The 14,143-nt window shown below is 40.6% G+C and carries 14 protein-coding genes; 12 read left to right on the plus strand and 2 right to left on the minus strand.

Translation table 11 applies throughout. From position 1 onward, the window contains the following. Nucleotides 1–130 precede the first annotated feature (130 nt). From WDA22_05275 to WDA22_05325, 11 genes are all read left to right on the plus strand, one after another. The gene (locus WDA22_05275; GenBank protein MFA5832874.1) at nt 131–1,027 is read left to right on the plus strand and encodes a tyrosine-type recombinase/integrase; all 897 of its coding nucleotides are present in this window, start codon (nt 131–133) and stop codon (nt 1,025–1,027) included. Beyond that, nucleotides 1,017–1,556 (plus strand): copper resistance protein NlpE N-terminal domain-containing protein, encoded by a 540-nt coding sequence (locus WDA22_05280; protein MFA5832875.1) that lies wholly within the window; start codon nt 1,017–1,019, stop codon nt 1,554–1,556. Before WDA22_05275 ends, WDA22_05280 begins: the two co-directional genes overlap by 11 nt. Nucleotides 1,557–1,610: 54 nt before the next feature. Beyond that, nucleotides 1,611–4,220 carry a leucine--tRNA ligase gene (gene leuS, locus WDA22_05285; protein ID MFA5832876.1) on the plus strand — a complete coding sequence of 870 codons (2,610 nt, stop codon included), beginning with the start codon at nt 1,611–1,613 and terminating at the stop codon, nt 4,218–4,220. A gap of 80 nt (nt 4,221–4,300) precedes the next feature. Then, nucleotides 4,301–5,104 (plus strand): glycosyltransferase family 2 protein, encoded by an 804-nt coding sequence (locus tag WDA22_05290; protein MFA5832877.1) that lies wholly within the window; start codon nt 4,301–4,303, stop codon nt 5,102–5,104. Between the two features lie 38 nt (nt 5,105–5,142). Continuing rightward, complete coding sequence (locus WDA22_05295; GenBank protein ID MFA5832878.1) at nt 5,143–7,002, plus strand: ABC transporter transmembrane domain-containing protein; 1,860 nt, start codon at nt 5,143–5,145, stop codon at nt 7,000–7,002. A gap of 56 nt (nt 7,003–7,058) precedes the next feature. Further along, nucleotides 7,059–8,162: an O-antigen ligase family protein gene (locus tag WDA22_05300; protein MFA5832879.1), complete on the plus strand. Its 1,104-nt coding sequence runs from the start codon at nt 7,059–7,061 to the stop codon at nt 8,160–8,162. Further along, nucleotides 8,159–8,926 (plus strand): glycosyltransferase family 2 protein, encoded by a 768-nt coding sequence (locus tag WDA22_05305; GenBank protein MFA5832880.1) that lies wholly within the window; start codon nt 8,159–8,161, stop codon nt 8,924–8,926. The genes WDA22_05300 and WDA22_05305 overlap by 4 nt, the downstream gene beginning before the upstream one ends. Continuing rightward, nucleotides 8,923–9,195, plus strand: a complete 273-nt coding sequence (locus WDA22_05310; protein ID MFA5832881.1) for a DUF1844 domain-containing protein — start codon at nt 8,923–8,925, stop codon at nt 9,193–9,195. The genes WDA22_05305 and WDA22_05310 overlap by 4 nt, the downstream gene beginning before the upstream one ends. Continuing rightward, nucleotides 9,192–10,091 carry an NAD(+)/NADH kinase gene (locus WDA22_05315; protein ID MFA5832882.1) on the plus strand — a complete coding sequence of 300 codons (900 nt, stop codon included), beginning with the start codon at nt 9,192–9,194 and terminating at the stop codon, nt 10,089–10,091. Before WDA22_05310 ends, WDA22_05315 begins: the two co-directional genes overlap by 4 nt. Beyond that, nucleotides 10,081–10,593: a thioredoxin family protein gene (locus WDA22_05320; GenBank protein ID MFA5832883.1), complete on the plus strand. Its 513-nt coding sequence runs from the start codon at nt 10,081–10,083 to the stop codon at nt 10,591–10,593. Before WDA22_05315 ends, WDA22_05320 begins: the two co-directional genes overlap by 11 nt. 2 nt (nt 10,594–10,595) lie before the next feature. Then, on the plus strand, nt 10,596–11,363 hold the full coding sequence (locus WDA22_05325; GenBank protein ID MFA5832884.1) for a PAS domain-containing protein: 768 nt from the start codon (nt 10,596–10,598) through the stop codon (nt 11,361–11,363). Here the strand turns inward: WDA22_05325 and WDA22_05330 are convergent, their stop codons facing one another. Then, the gene (locus tag WDA22_05330) at nt 11,364–11,765 is read right to left on the minus strand and encodes a hypothetical protein (protein ID MFA5832885.1); all 402 of its coding nucleotides are present in this window, start codon (nt 11,763–11,765) and stop codon (nt 11,364–11,366) included. Between the two features lie 59 nt (nt 11,766–11,824). Next, complete coding sequence (locus WDA22_05335) at nt 11,825–13,321, minus strand: bifunctional UDP-sugar hydrolase/5'-nucleotidase (protein MFA5832886.1); 1,497 nt, start codon at nt 13,319–13,321, stop codon at nt 11,825–11,827. Between the two features lie 63 nt (nt 13,322–13,384). On the opposite strand from WDA22_05335, the gene WDA22_05340 reads away from it, so the two are divergent. Next, entirely contained in the window at nt 13,385–14,092 is a 708-nt protein-coding gene (locus WDA22_05340; protein ID MFA5832887.1) for a hypothetical protein, read from the plus strand. Nucleotides 14,093–14,143: the final 51 nt, after the last annotated feature.

Raw genomic sequence — 14,143 nt, forward strand, 5'->3', positions numbered from 1 at the left:
GTAGTTGTTATTGTAAAGAACAGCAAGACGACCTAATTTACTGAGTTGAGTATATGAACAAATCATCAATAAAGCAGGATTGTCCCGCGTTGCTAATCATATCCATTTTTTCTATTTTCCATAACGGACGATGAAACATTACAACCCACAGACTATAACGCTTCAACGACTTCTCGTACTTCATTCTGATTACGTGAATGACCTCCAACGGAGAAATCCCGAAACTCGCGGAACGTATGAACGAACGCTCCGGGAGTTTATGCGTTGGGTCCGTTTAGAGCCCGAACTTGAATGTTCAGCAAAGGAAATCGAGCGCTATAAAAAATTCCTTTTAACGAAACGAAAACTTTCTCCGGTTTCTGTTACGATGTATCTCTCATCCGTTCGAAAATTCTTTGATTTTCTGGTTGGACGTGGAGTGTTGATCAGCAATCCTGCAAAACAGGTTAAAGGCGGAGCGCAGAATCAGCAACATTCTAGAAAGAGTATTTCTGTTCAAGAAGTGCAGGCGTTGATTCAGGCAATCGAACGGAAAGATGAAATTGGATTCAGGGATTTTGCCGTGGTAAAATTGATGATCAGTTACGGCTTATCGGAGATTGAATTGATCCGGGCGGATATTGGAGATATCAAGATAAAAAAAGGGGTGATGTCGATTGCACTGCAATTGAAAGGGATGAAATCGAAAGAAAGAACGATCACACTTCCTACAGACACAAAAGATGCCATCAAGAGCTACCTTGCTTTCCGAACAAATGCAGAGAATAGTGAACCGCTCTTTATGAGTGCGGGGAATCGGACCCGAGGTCAACGGATGACCTCAAGAGGAATTCGAGAGCGGATCAATTTTTATTTGGAAAAAGCTGGCATTAAGAATGGCGAGACGAGAAAAATAACTGCGCTTTCGCTTCGATTAACGGCCATTAAACTAATGTCTCAACAAGGCGCTAGTATAGAAGAGATTAAAAAGAAATTTCATATCATAAAAGAGTTGACAGTGCGGAGGTATATTGAAAATGAAAATTAAAATCGGTTTGAAAAACAATAATACCACAAAAAACCTGATTCTAAATTCAGATTCTTCATTCCGCTTCGAAGGACTTAGAATGACAAGCCTTTCATTTTTTAGTTTACTGATCACTTTGTTCTTAGGATGTGGTTCTTCCAAACCGGATTTTCCGACTCCAGACAAAGCAATTACTTGGTTGATTTATGAAGGAACTCTGCCGTGCAATGATTGCAGTGAAATCAAGACGCAATTAGAGTTGAAAATTTCCACCGATGGAACGACATCACCATTTATTATCAAACAGGCGTTTATCGAGACGAAAGAGGGAGACCAGGCAGTGATTGATCATGGTCAGTATAGTCTCCTCAAGGGTACATACCGCGAGAAAGATGCTGTGATATACAATCTTCAGTTTAATAAAGAGAACAAACGAACCTATTTTCTTCGCATCACCGAAGATACATTATTAATGCTTGACCAGGCAATGAAAGAAATTGTTTCAGATCAAAATTACAAACTTATACTCACAGGGAAAAAAGAAGAGTAAAAGGACAAATTCCAAAAAACCAAATTTCAATTATTTTAGACTGAAATCCGATCAATGAGTTATCAATTTATCGACATCGAAAAAAAGTGGCAAGAGTACTGGGAAAAACACCAAACGTACAAAACGGTTGAAGATCCTTCCAAGAAAAAATTATTTGTACTCGATATGTTTCCTTATCCCAGTGGGGCAGGATTACATGTGGGTCATCCGGAAGGATACACAGCAACGGATATTTTCACACGATTTCAGCGATTGAATGGAGTGAACGTTCTCCATCCGATGGGATGGGATGCATTTGGTCTACCGGCTGAGCGGTATGCAATGCAGACAAACATTCATCCTACGGTTACAACTGAAGAGAACATCAATAACTTCCGCCGACAAATTAAAATGCTTGGACTGAGTTATGATTGGGAACGTGAAGTTAATACAACCGATCCTGGTTATTATAAATGGACTCAATGGATTTTCTTAAAGATCTATGATTCATGGTTCGATTTCCGTGCGAAAAAGGCACGACCGATCTCAGAACTCATTGCTGAATTTGAACAATATGGTTGTTCCAAAATAGACTGCACCTTGTATTGCGGAAATAACGATTGCTGTTTTAATGCTCAAGGTTGGAAAGCAATGAGCGTTTTGGAACAACAGAAGGTCTTAAAGGATTTCAGACTTGCTTACATCGCAGAAATTCCTGTCAACTGGTGCGAAAAATTAGGGACAGTGTTAGCGAACGAAGAAGTTGATGAGTGGGTGGAAAAAGGATACAGCGTTGAACGTCGTCCCATGAAACAATGGATGATGCGGATTACTGCGTATTGCGAACGGCTGTTGGAAGATGCAGCATCGCTGGATTGGCCTGCTTCAACCGTTGAAATGCAAAAAAATTGGATTGGGCGTTCCGAAGGTGCTGAAGTTGATTTTAAGATTGCGAACAGTTCGGAGAACGTTCGAATCTTTACCACTCGACCGGATACGATTTTTGGTGCTACCTATATGGTTCTTGCACCGGAACATCCGCTTGTTGATTCGGTGACGATTGCAGCGCAGCAAAATGAAGTCGCTGAATATCGTAAACAAGCCACTCTCAAATCCGAACTTGATCGAGGAATGGATAAAAATAAGAGTGGAGTGTTCACCGGTGGATATGCTGTAAATCCAGCCAACGGGAAACAGATTCCAATATGGATTGCCGATTATGTTTTAATGGGATACGGTTTTGGTGCGATTATGGCTGTTCCTGCGCATGATGAACGTGATTGGGATTTTGCAAAAAAATACCTGCTTCCTATTGTCGAAGTGGTCAAGTCACCGCATGATGTTAATGAAAATGTATTTGTTGCAAAAGCCGAACCATGTGTTAATTCTTCCAACAGCGAAGTCAGCATTGACGGTTTATCGTACGAACAGGCATTTGCAAAAATTGTTTCGTGGTTTGAAACAAAGGGAATAGGCAGAAAGAAGATAAACTTTAAACTGCGTGATTGGCTCTTTTCCCGTCAACGATATTGGGGTGAACCGATTCCAATTATCCATTGGGAAGATGGAACGATGAGTCCATTAAATGAAAAAGAACTCCCTCTTGTTCTTCCCAGTTTGCAAAAATTTCAACCGAGTGGAACAACAGAATCACCCCTTGCGCTTGCGACTGATTGGGTGAATGTCGTTGATCCTGTCACAGGAAAAAAAGGAAGACGCGAGACTAACACTATGCCTCAATGGGGAGGAAGCTGCTGGTATTATCTACGGTATATCGATCCGAAGAATGACACAATTTTCTGTGATTTTGAAAAGCAAAAATATTGGATGCCGGTCGACCTCTATGTCGGCGGATCTGAACATGCCGTTTTACATCTTATGTATGCTCGTTTTTGGCACAAAGTTCTTTTTGATCTCGGGTATGTTACCACTGCTGAACCGTTTATGAAGTTACGGCATCAAGGGATTATTCTCGGAGAAAATTCCAAGAAGATGTCGAAGTCTCTCGGCAATGTGGTGAATCCTGATGATGTGACCAAAGAGTACGGTGCGGATGCATTGCGCCTGTTTGAAATGTTCATGGGTCCCTTGGAAGAGATGAAACCGTGGAGCACGAAGGGAGTTGAGGGAGTGTTTCGTTTTCTGAATCGTGTTTGGCGATTGTATGTGACTGATGAAGAGCAATTGAACGGCATCATCGCTGATGCTGAACCGTCGGCAGATTTTCTGCGCCTGTTCCATCAGACAGTCAAGAAGGTGACGGAAGATGTTCCAGCGTTGCGATTTAATACTGCAATTTCGCAGATGATGATTTTCATGAATGAAGCATACAAACAGGAACAATTACCCAAAAAATTAATGAACGATTTTCTCATTATCCTCGCTCCTTTTGCACCGCATATCGCGGAAGAACTATGGAACAAGTTGGGACATTCAGAATCAATCTTTACTTCGGCGAAATGGGTGACGTTTGATGAATCATTGACGGTGATGGATCAAGTGGAGATTGTTGTACAGGTAAACGGTAAGATCCGTGCAAAATTTAATGCTGCAACAGATACTGCAGAAAGTGAATTAAAAGCAACGGCGCATGCAGAACCGAATGTAAAAATTCATTTGGAGGGGAAGCAGATTGTGAAAGAGATTGTAGTGAAAAATAAGCTTGTAAATATTGTCGTAAAATAAATCGTTGAATTGCAAGATTACAAGATTTTCAAGAATGTAAAATTGAAATCATGTAATTATGGAATATTGAAAATTGATCTATGATTTCAATAATAATCATCACTAAAAATGAAGAATCGAACATCGCACGATGTCTTAAGAGCGTTCAATGGGCAGATGAAATTATTGTCGTTGATGCAGAAAGTTCTGATGCGACAGTGTCGATCGCTCAAACGATGAATGCGAGAGTGATTGTTAAACACTGGGAAGGATATTCCAAACAAAAGGAATTTGCCATGCATCAGGCAAAGAACGATTGGATTTTTTCTATTGATGCAGACGAGGAAGTAACTGAAGAATTGAAATTGGAAATTCTGCAGACAATACAGTTGAAAGAGACTCTTAATGGATATGAAATACCACGGAAGAGTTTTTTTTTAGGAAAATGGATCCGCTACGGAGGGTGGTATCCGGGATATCAGCTTCGTCTTTTTAAAAAATCAAAAACGACAATGAATCATCGTCCTGTACACGAAGGATTTCTTGTTGAAGGAATACAAGGCATTCTGCAGGCTGATCTCAACCATTACACGTATCAGTCGCTCCATCAATACATCGAAAAGATGAACACGTATTCTTCGTTGGATGTATTGAATAAACTTTCAAACGAAAGGAAGATCGGCTGGTATAATTTTGTGTTCAATCCGATTTCTGTTTTTTTACGAATGTTTATTTCACTTAAAGGGTATAAAGACGGATTTCATGGATTTGTTCTGGCGTATTATTCTGCCTTACATTCATTATCGATCTTTGCCAAAAGTTGGGAATATCAAACAGCACAGCAACAGGGAGGCGTGTTGCCTCCGGTAACAGCGGAAGCGGTCGCACAGCTCAAAAATTTATAAATATTATTTCCGCATAGCATTGGTATGCGATTGACCTCATGACAATATTTTTACGCATTCTTTCCTATGTCCGTCCATATTGGAAAACGTTGGCACTTTCCATCACGTGCACGTTTATGTTTTCTCTTTTTAGCGGTGGTTCGATCTATCTTACCATTCCGTTACTGGAAACATTGTTTGATCAAACGCCAATCGTCATTTCCGCAACCCAGACTCCACTAAAAAATCAACTCGTACCAAATGAAATTGTTTCAGTAAAACAATATGTGGAGAATTCTATTCGTGTGTTTCTTTTTTCCGGCTCAAAATCGGAAGCGCTATTTAAGATTTGCGGCTTAATATTCTTCATGTTTATGATGAAGAATATTTTTGATTACTGCCAATCGTATTTGATGGCCAAGGTGGAACAGAGTCTGATGCGCGACCTTCGCAATGCACTCTATGAACATCTTCATAATTTATCACTGAGCTATTTCTCGAACGAACGGACAGGGAACTTGATTTCCCGCGTAACAAATGATGTGAATGTCGTGAACGGGGGAGTTTCGGCAAGTTTCGTCACGCTTATCAAAGAACCGCTGCTGATTATCGTTTTTCTTACCATCGCATTTACGCTCAGCTGGAAACTGACACTGTTGGCGTTCATCGTTTTTCCTTTAATTCTTTTGATTATTGCCGGGATTGGATTACGACTGCATAAGCAGAGCGGTATTATGCAGGAAAAAATGGCTGATATCACTTCCGTATTGCAGGAGACCATCTCGAATGTGAAAGTGGTGAAAGCTTTTGCAATGGAAGAATTTGAGAACAAGAAATTTAGAAAAGAGACTCAAAGTTATTTCAAAACGATCCTAAAGATGACACGCATTCGAAATTTGTCGTCACCATCCACAGAATTATTATCGATACTTGCCGGTGCAATTATCATTTGGTACGGTGGTCAACAGGTATTGATATCGTACGAAATGAAACCGGCAGAATTTTTGGGTTTCCTCTTTGCCGTGTTTCAAATTATGCCCCCAGTGAAAGATCTTGCTAGCGTCAACAATCGTCTGCAAGAGTTTTCTGCCGCCGGGAAACGCATTTTTGAAATTCTCGATACGAAACCGGCCATCCAAAATTCGGACGGTGCTGTTGCCATTTCTTCCATCAATGAATCTGTTGAATTTAAAAATGTGACATTCGGATATGCGTCCGAAGATGGAGAAAAACGGACGGTCCTTTCAGAGATCAATGTGAAAGTTCGAAAAGGGGAATTGATTGCACTTGTCGGTCCAAGCGGCAGCGGAAAAACAACATTTGTTGATCTGCTCCCGCGTTTCTATGACCCGATCAGCGGAGGCATCGCAATTGACGGAATTGATATCCGAAATATTGACGTCAAATCGCTGCGGGAAAAAATTGGTATCGTTACGCAAGAGACGATTCTCTTCAATGATTCAGTCCGAAATAATATTGCCTACGGTTTGGATGATTGTCCCATCGAAAAGATTCGGGAAGCGGCTAAGGCCGCAAACGCGCTTTCGTTTATCGATGAAATGCCGCATGGATTTGATTCGATCATCGGCGATCGTGGTGTGAAACTTTCCGGCGGCCAGCGGCAGCGCCTCTCGATTGCCCGCGCATTATTAAAAAACCCGCCAATCATGATTTTTGATGAAGCGACATCGGCGCTAGATTCCGAAAGTGAAATTCTTGTACAGGAAGCGATGGAACGATTGATGCAAAACAGAACATCCTTTGTTATAGCTCATCGTCTTTCTACCATCAGAAATGCAGACCGCATCATTGTCCTGGAGCATGGAAAAATCGTCCAAGAGGGAAGGCACGTTGAACTCTTAAAGCAGAAAAACGGTCTCTACAAAAAACTTCACGATATGCAGTTCGACCATCAATGAACCTGACTGAGAAAATCAACATATCATTATTTTGGTTTCTGGTTCTTGAAGTCTGCTTGATCTCAATTTCCATTGCTGCATCTTCAGTGTTACTGGGTTTGATTTTCCTTTCAGTGATTCTTCTTTCTATTACTCAAAAGAAATGGATCATTCCACGAACGCCGATCGATTATGCCGTTATTACTTATATTGCCGTGGAATTTATTACTGCATTAAACTCCGATCTTCAGTTGGATGCGCTGAAAAACACGAAGCGATTATTATTAATTGTAATTGTCTATGCCGTTGTTATTGCATTTGATTCCAAAGAAAAAATCCGAAAAGCCATAATGTTCCTTTCCGGTTCTGTTGCACTGTTGTCCATAGCAGAAATTATTTTATACTATAATCTGGGCAATGAACGGCTTTACGTTTTTCAACATTATATGACCACGGGCGGATTGAAGATGATTGTTACATTGATGTTGATTCCTTTTATGCTGAGTGAAGAAACATCTAAAAAAGATCGGATCTACTTTTCCATTGTTTTTGTCCCCACAATCATAGCTCTTATCCTGACGAATACACGCAGTGCATGGCTTGGTCTTATTGTTGGCGTTCTCGTTATGAGTGTGCTTCATTATCGAAAATTATTTGTAATCCTCATCGCGGCTATCATACTCTTCTTTTCGTTTGCGCCGGAACAGCAGGTGATGAGGGCGAAGAGTATCGTTGATGTTACAAACTCCACCAATATTGGTCGTTTTAATATGTGGGCAACAGGTATTCGAATGTGGAAGGATAGACCGCTTTTGGGATTTGGTGACATCGATCTTTATACAACATATTTAACATACAGAACTCCGACAGGAGATGAACCTGCCGGACATCTTCATAATAATTATGTCCATTTACTTGTAACACTGGGAGCAGTGGGACTCATTGTCGTGTTCTTTTTGTTTTTTAAAGTCCTGTTGACTGAGTATGCAACGTTCGCGGGTTCATCATCGTCGCCATTTATCCGCAATATTGCACTCGGCTCGCTTGCTGTATTTTCCGGATTTATGGTGAATGGAATGTTTGAATGGAATTTTGGTGATCATGAAATTATGATTTTTGTTTGGTTTACTGTCGGTCTTTGCATCGCCGGTAAAAATATTCATGAAAGCGGATCGATATGATTGAACTTTCCGTTATCATCATCACAAAAAATGAATCGCACAATATTGATGAATGTCTGCAAAGCGTTTCGTTTTGTGACGATATTGTTGTGGTGGATGCGGAAAGTAAAGACGATACGGTTGTAAAAGCAAAAACGTATACCAGCAAAGTATTTGTGAGAGCATGGGAAGGTTTTGCTTCGGCTAAACAATTTGCTGTGCAGCAGACGAAATATCCTTGGATTTTATGGCTTGATGCGGATGAGCGAGTAATGCCAGATCTTGCTTTGGAAATTCAACTCATTCTTCCATTGATGCCCAACGTCGCTGCATATACTATCGCAAGACGGGCTTATTTTCTAGGAAAATGGATTCGACATTCCGGTTGGTATCCCGGACGTGTAGCACGCTTGTTTCATAAAGAAAGAGCATCGTTTAATGATGCGGCAGTTCACGAGGGATTGGAAATCCGTGGCGAAATTGAGGAATTGAAATCTGACCTACTCCATTTTACAGATCCGAATATCTATCACTACTTTTCAAAGTTCAATCGTTACACTACATTAGCTTCTGGAGAACTTGAGAAGAAGGGAAAAAATTTCAACATTACAGATATTCTTATCCGTCCCTGGTGGCAATTCACAAGAATGTATATTATCCGTCTCGGTTTTTTGGATGGAATACAGGGACTTCTTCTGGCGCTATTTTCGTCAGCCTATGTTTTTACAAAATATGCGAAACTATGGGAACGGAATTCCATCACTCAAAATAATAAATCAATATGAACGCGAGCGAAAAGCAACAAATGCTTTTTATCCAGCTGGTGTCGTCGCTCCATGGTGCGGCAATGATGCAGATGGGAAAAATGAAGAATCCCGCGACAGATAAAATGGAGAAAAATCTAGCACAAGCAGAAGTGACAATTGAAATGCTGGATATGCTGAGAGATAAGACAAAAGGGAATTTAACATCGAACGAAGAAAAATTCTTCGCGACGGTGATTAATGAAGCAAAACTGAATTATGTCGATGAAAAAGCGAAAGAGTCAAAATGAAAATCGGAGTTATTGGAAATAGCTCTAAAGAATCCGTTGCTGATGCCGTTGACACGTTGTTCGCTTTGGGAGCGAAGTATCAATTGGAGTTCTTTATTCATTCAGAACTCGAAAAGCTTTTGCATAAAAAGATTGGAGGGAAAATTGAACAACGGCAATTCCTTTCATCGGCAGATCTTGTCACAGAAAGTGATATCATCATTGCTTTTGGAGGGGACGGAACAATACTTTCCGCTGCCCGAATGGTCGGTCGTTCTCAAGTACCAATCCTTGGGGTGAATCTCGGCAAGTTGGGATTTATGGCAGAAGTGTCATTGGATGAATTGGATTCCATCCTCCGGGATATTGTTAACGGAAATCATTTTATTGAAGAACGAATGCTGTTGAAGACATCCATTGAAAAAAATACCGGAGAGTTTTACGCATTGAATGATGTGGTGATCGACAATAGTAGTTCATCGCGACTTATCCATATCTCTGTCTATGTTGATGACGATTACCTTGTCAGTTATTCCGGAGATGGAATAATTTTGGCAACTCCGACCGGATCAACAGCATATTCACTCGCTGCCGGAGGACCGATTGTTGTTCCTACAACCGGAGTGATCATCATTCAACCGATCTCTCCACATTCGTTGTCGGCCCGCACAGTAATCGTTCCGGAAACAAGTTCAATCAGAATCGTTGTTGAACATCTCTCCAACGAGGCGCGCATAACAGCAGATGGACAATTGGAAAAAACATTTACACCGCCGATGAATATTCATATTGGCAAAGCGGATCATACTGTACACCTTATCAAACGAAAAGACAGAAGTTATTACGATGTTCTCAGGGCAAAATTATTCTGGGGAAGTGATATCAGACTGGTTAAAGGAAAGCACCATGAACGTTAGAGCAATTTTCATTCTTAGTTTTCTCATTGAAGCAATTATTTGTGGCTGCGGATCGGAATCATACACATTTGAGATGGAGCCATCCGGAACAAAAGTGATTAAAGGAGTCTTGCATCGAAATGACCTTGAAGAAGATTCATTGTTTACATGGTTCAAAGCAAATTATCAATCTTATACCCCTGATGCGGCAGCAATAAAAGAAATTGAACCGCTCGTAAAAGATGTCCATTTTTTTCTTGTTCTCGGCACGTGGTGTGGAGATTCAAAACGGGAAGTACCAAAGATGTTTAAGGTTTTTGATGCAATGGATATTTCGAAGAAAAAAATTGAGCTCTTCGGAGTAGACCGCTCCAAACGAAGTCAGGATGGTACCACGGATAAATACAATGTCCAAAGAATACCGACACTTCTTGTTTTTAGAGGAGAGCAGGAAATAGGAAGAATCGTTGAAAATCCAAGGGATTCGCAGGAAAAGGATCTCTTGAGAATATTACAGCGGTAATCATGCAGACACCTTCAGCCGACCTTTTTACTAAACTTCCGGAACTGGAACAATACAAACTATTGCTGCAATCCCAACTTTTCTCTGTCCATGTTATCAACGGTTCAGGGACAGTGATATTTGCCGCTCCATCGGTGGAAAAAATTTTCGGATATTCCCCCAAAGATTTTATTGGTAAGGATAATTTTTTGTTCATCCATCCGGAAGAACGCCCAAATTATCAGTCGATATGCGGGTCTTTCCATCAAGCGGGCGAAGATGCTACTTTGCAATACCGTATGCAGCTTCAAAATGGACATTGGCGCTGGATGGAAACTGTGTTTAGAGTTGCCGGAAAAGATTTCCATTCCATCATCTGCGAAACTCACGACATCACTCTGACCAAATTGATTTCCGATTCGATGCAGGATTCGCTCGATTGGTTGACGAACGTGATGGATGCGTTTCGAGATGCAATTTTTATCGAAGAGAACGAGAAGGTGGTATTCGTTAACAAAGCGTTTGCGCAATTATATGGATATGATTCAATTGAAGAGGTGATTGGTCGTCATGTTTCGGAATTTCAAGCGCCTGAAGTCAGTCAAAAAATGCTGGAGTATACAAGGACGAGACAGGTTGGGAAGTATGCACCGCAGGTTTATCAGTTTTATGGATGCAAAAAAGATCAATCCTACCTGTTACTGGAAGCATCTGTTTCAACGTTGCATCTTGGGGAACGAAAGATCATCATCACTGTCATTCACGATCTTTCCGATCCTGCACTGATGTAATTATTTGATTGTATCCGTAGCGCCTTCCAAAATCCACTGTTTAAATCCGCGCACTTGGTTGCTGTTCAATGGACGGTGCCATTGTGCCGAAGCCATTCGACCGTCAATATACCAAATTAATCTGCTGGCAACCGTATCTCTCACAATGACCACATCATAAAATCGCTGTTTAATGCCGAGATAATCCGACAAATCTAAATTACTTTCTTTTGTCTGAACATCGTGACAACCATTCACCGCACAACCGATATTAAACAATGGCTGAATTGTTTTATAGTAATTGATTTTTGAATCAGGGAAGACAATCTTATTAATGTCAGAGATAGTATTGGTCGATGCATCTTCACATGCCAATAGGAAGACTACAGCACTGATAAGTGTAAAGATAGAAAGGTTTTTCATCTAATAAACAAACATCCGTCAATAAAATCTCAGAGAGCTACTATGGCATTTGGGGAATATTATTCTTCTGTTTCTTTAATTCGTCCTTCAATCTGCGAATTGATTACTTTTTGTTTTTTTACTGCTTCAATCAGAACATCGCGATCAGTAATGTTCAATTGCGTTATTTCAACGGATGGGAGTTCTATCCCGAAATATTTTTTTGATTGTGCTGCCACGAAGTTGTTTGTTGCAATGGAATATTTTTGCGTGTCCTTCACAAGCACATTATTTACTTTCAGATTGTGAAGTATTCGTTCTCCGTTATTATTACGAAAGACTACCTTCATTCCGGAGATCTGACAGAAATCATCATTCAGGGAGAGTTGATGTTGAACCATGCGTCGTAACGTTGTACCATCTACAATAAACGTTACGATTGTATTTCCAAACGGACTGATTTCCCAGAGATCGCGTACGGTAATCTTTCCTGCTAATAATTCTTTACGGATTCCGCCGCTATTTTGTAAACATACATCTGTTTTTGCATAGACACGTACCGCATCGCAGATCCAATTTCCGAGATTGCTTTCGCCTCTGCCGTCACGTTTCCAATCCGTTTTTAATTCACCAATAATTTCACTTAATTCGCTGGTTGCCAGCTGTTCAAATTCTTGTACTTTCGCAGCAACGATGCTGTCCGGCGCTATATCAGCTGTGCGGCATTCAATCAATTCTGCTTTCGACAAGATAACGGTATCTTTCTCGGTATCGACAGTTAAATCTATTTTCCCCAACCATCTTCCACGGGAGCCTGCTTGTGTAATGAGGATTCCATTCACTCGTTTGGGACGAAAGAGAGGTGTGTGACTATGTCCGCCGACGATAATATCGAGATCCGGGGTGTTCAATGCTAAAACACTGTCTTCGTCAGCGCCAATATGCGTTAACGCAATAATGAGATCGACATTTTGTTTTTTCAGTTCAGGAACAAGATCTTTCACGGTCTGTGACAATGCTTTCAATTCAATATCTTTCACATTATCAGGGAGAGAAAGTGTCGGTAATTCCATCGACATCAATCCGATAATTCCAACTTTCACATTCCCTATTTGTTTAATCACGTATTGCTTTGCGTATGTCTGTTTTGTGCGTGTATCGAACATGTTCGCACCAAGCACAGGAAAGTTGAAGGATTGTAAATATTTTGTTACTTGCTCGCGTCCGTAATCAAATTCATGATTTCCCAGCTGCATCACATCGGGATGAAGAAGATTCAGCAACTCAACTTGTGATTTTCCTTTCGTTATAGAGGAAATAGGAGTTCCCTGGAAATCGTCGCCACCGTGTAAGAGCAATACATTCGGAGATTCGGCTTTATATTTTTTGAGATACGACGACAATGTAGCGCTGCCACCGACAAAAAATGTTGTATCGGTATTGGTCACTCTATTTCTTGATTTTACCTGAAAGGGGAGATTCTGTGAATGGAAATCATTCCAATGGAGAATGGTTAAGGTTGTCTGTTGAGCGAAGATGTTGCTCACAACAAATAATACAATGGTAAATATTTTCATACGTTCCTTTAATGATTAGTTCAAATATAATGAATGTTAACGGAAAAAATGTTATAATCTCTCATGGAAAAGAAATATTTTTTAGTGTTCATCCTATTCGGATTTTCGATCGCTAACGCTCAAGATTTTGGATATGAATACCTTATGCTGACGGAATACCGAGCGTTGGGTGTAAGTTATAATGCGCAACGGTTTCATTCCACTTCGTCCAACTCATTGTCTGATTCCAATAAGATAGATTTTTTGACGGGATTACCGTTTATTGAATTCCGGCAAAACAACGGCAGACTCGCAGTCGGGTATCAGACATACAACGATATTAACGGAAAAAGCAGGGAGTCATTTTCTGTCTATGGCGAATCGCAAAATGATTTTGCATTGGGCGAATCAAAAAGTAATAAAGCATTGTTTTATCTTCCCATTATTGTCACTGCAAATTATGTCCGGGCGCAATCTCTAAAAGCGGTGTTGGAAGATTTCGATATTGGCAGTTTTGGACTGGGAACAGGAATTAAATTCAAACATTTCGAACGGTCATTTGGTATTCAAGCGTTCGCTGTTGGTTCTCTCTATTATGCATCGGAGGGATTCAGTACGGATTATGGTTCCCAAACTTCATTCTGCGGGGAAGTGCAGCTTGTCTTTTCTGATATTCTCTATCAGGGGGTTCTTGTGGGATATCGATTTGAATCACAGCGCTGGAATATGAACAATAATGCACTTGATTATCAACGGCAATATCACGGCGCATTTATTGGCTTTATGTTTTAACTCCATTCTGAGTATCCTCAAAACTCGTACTTCCGTCGATCAAATTTCACA

The sequence above is a fragment of the Bacteroidota bacterium genome, assembly GCA_041658205.1.
GTDB lineage: Bacteria > Bacteroidota > Ignavibacteria > UBA10030 > UBA8401 > UBA8401.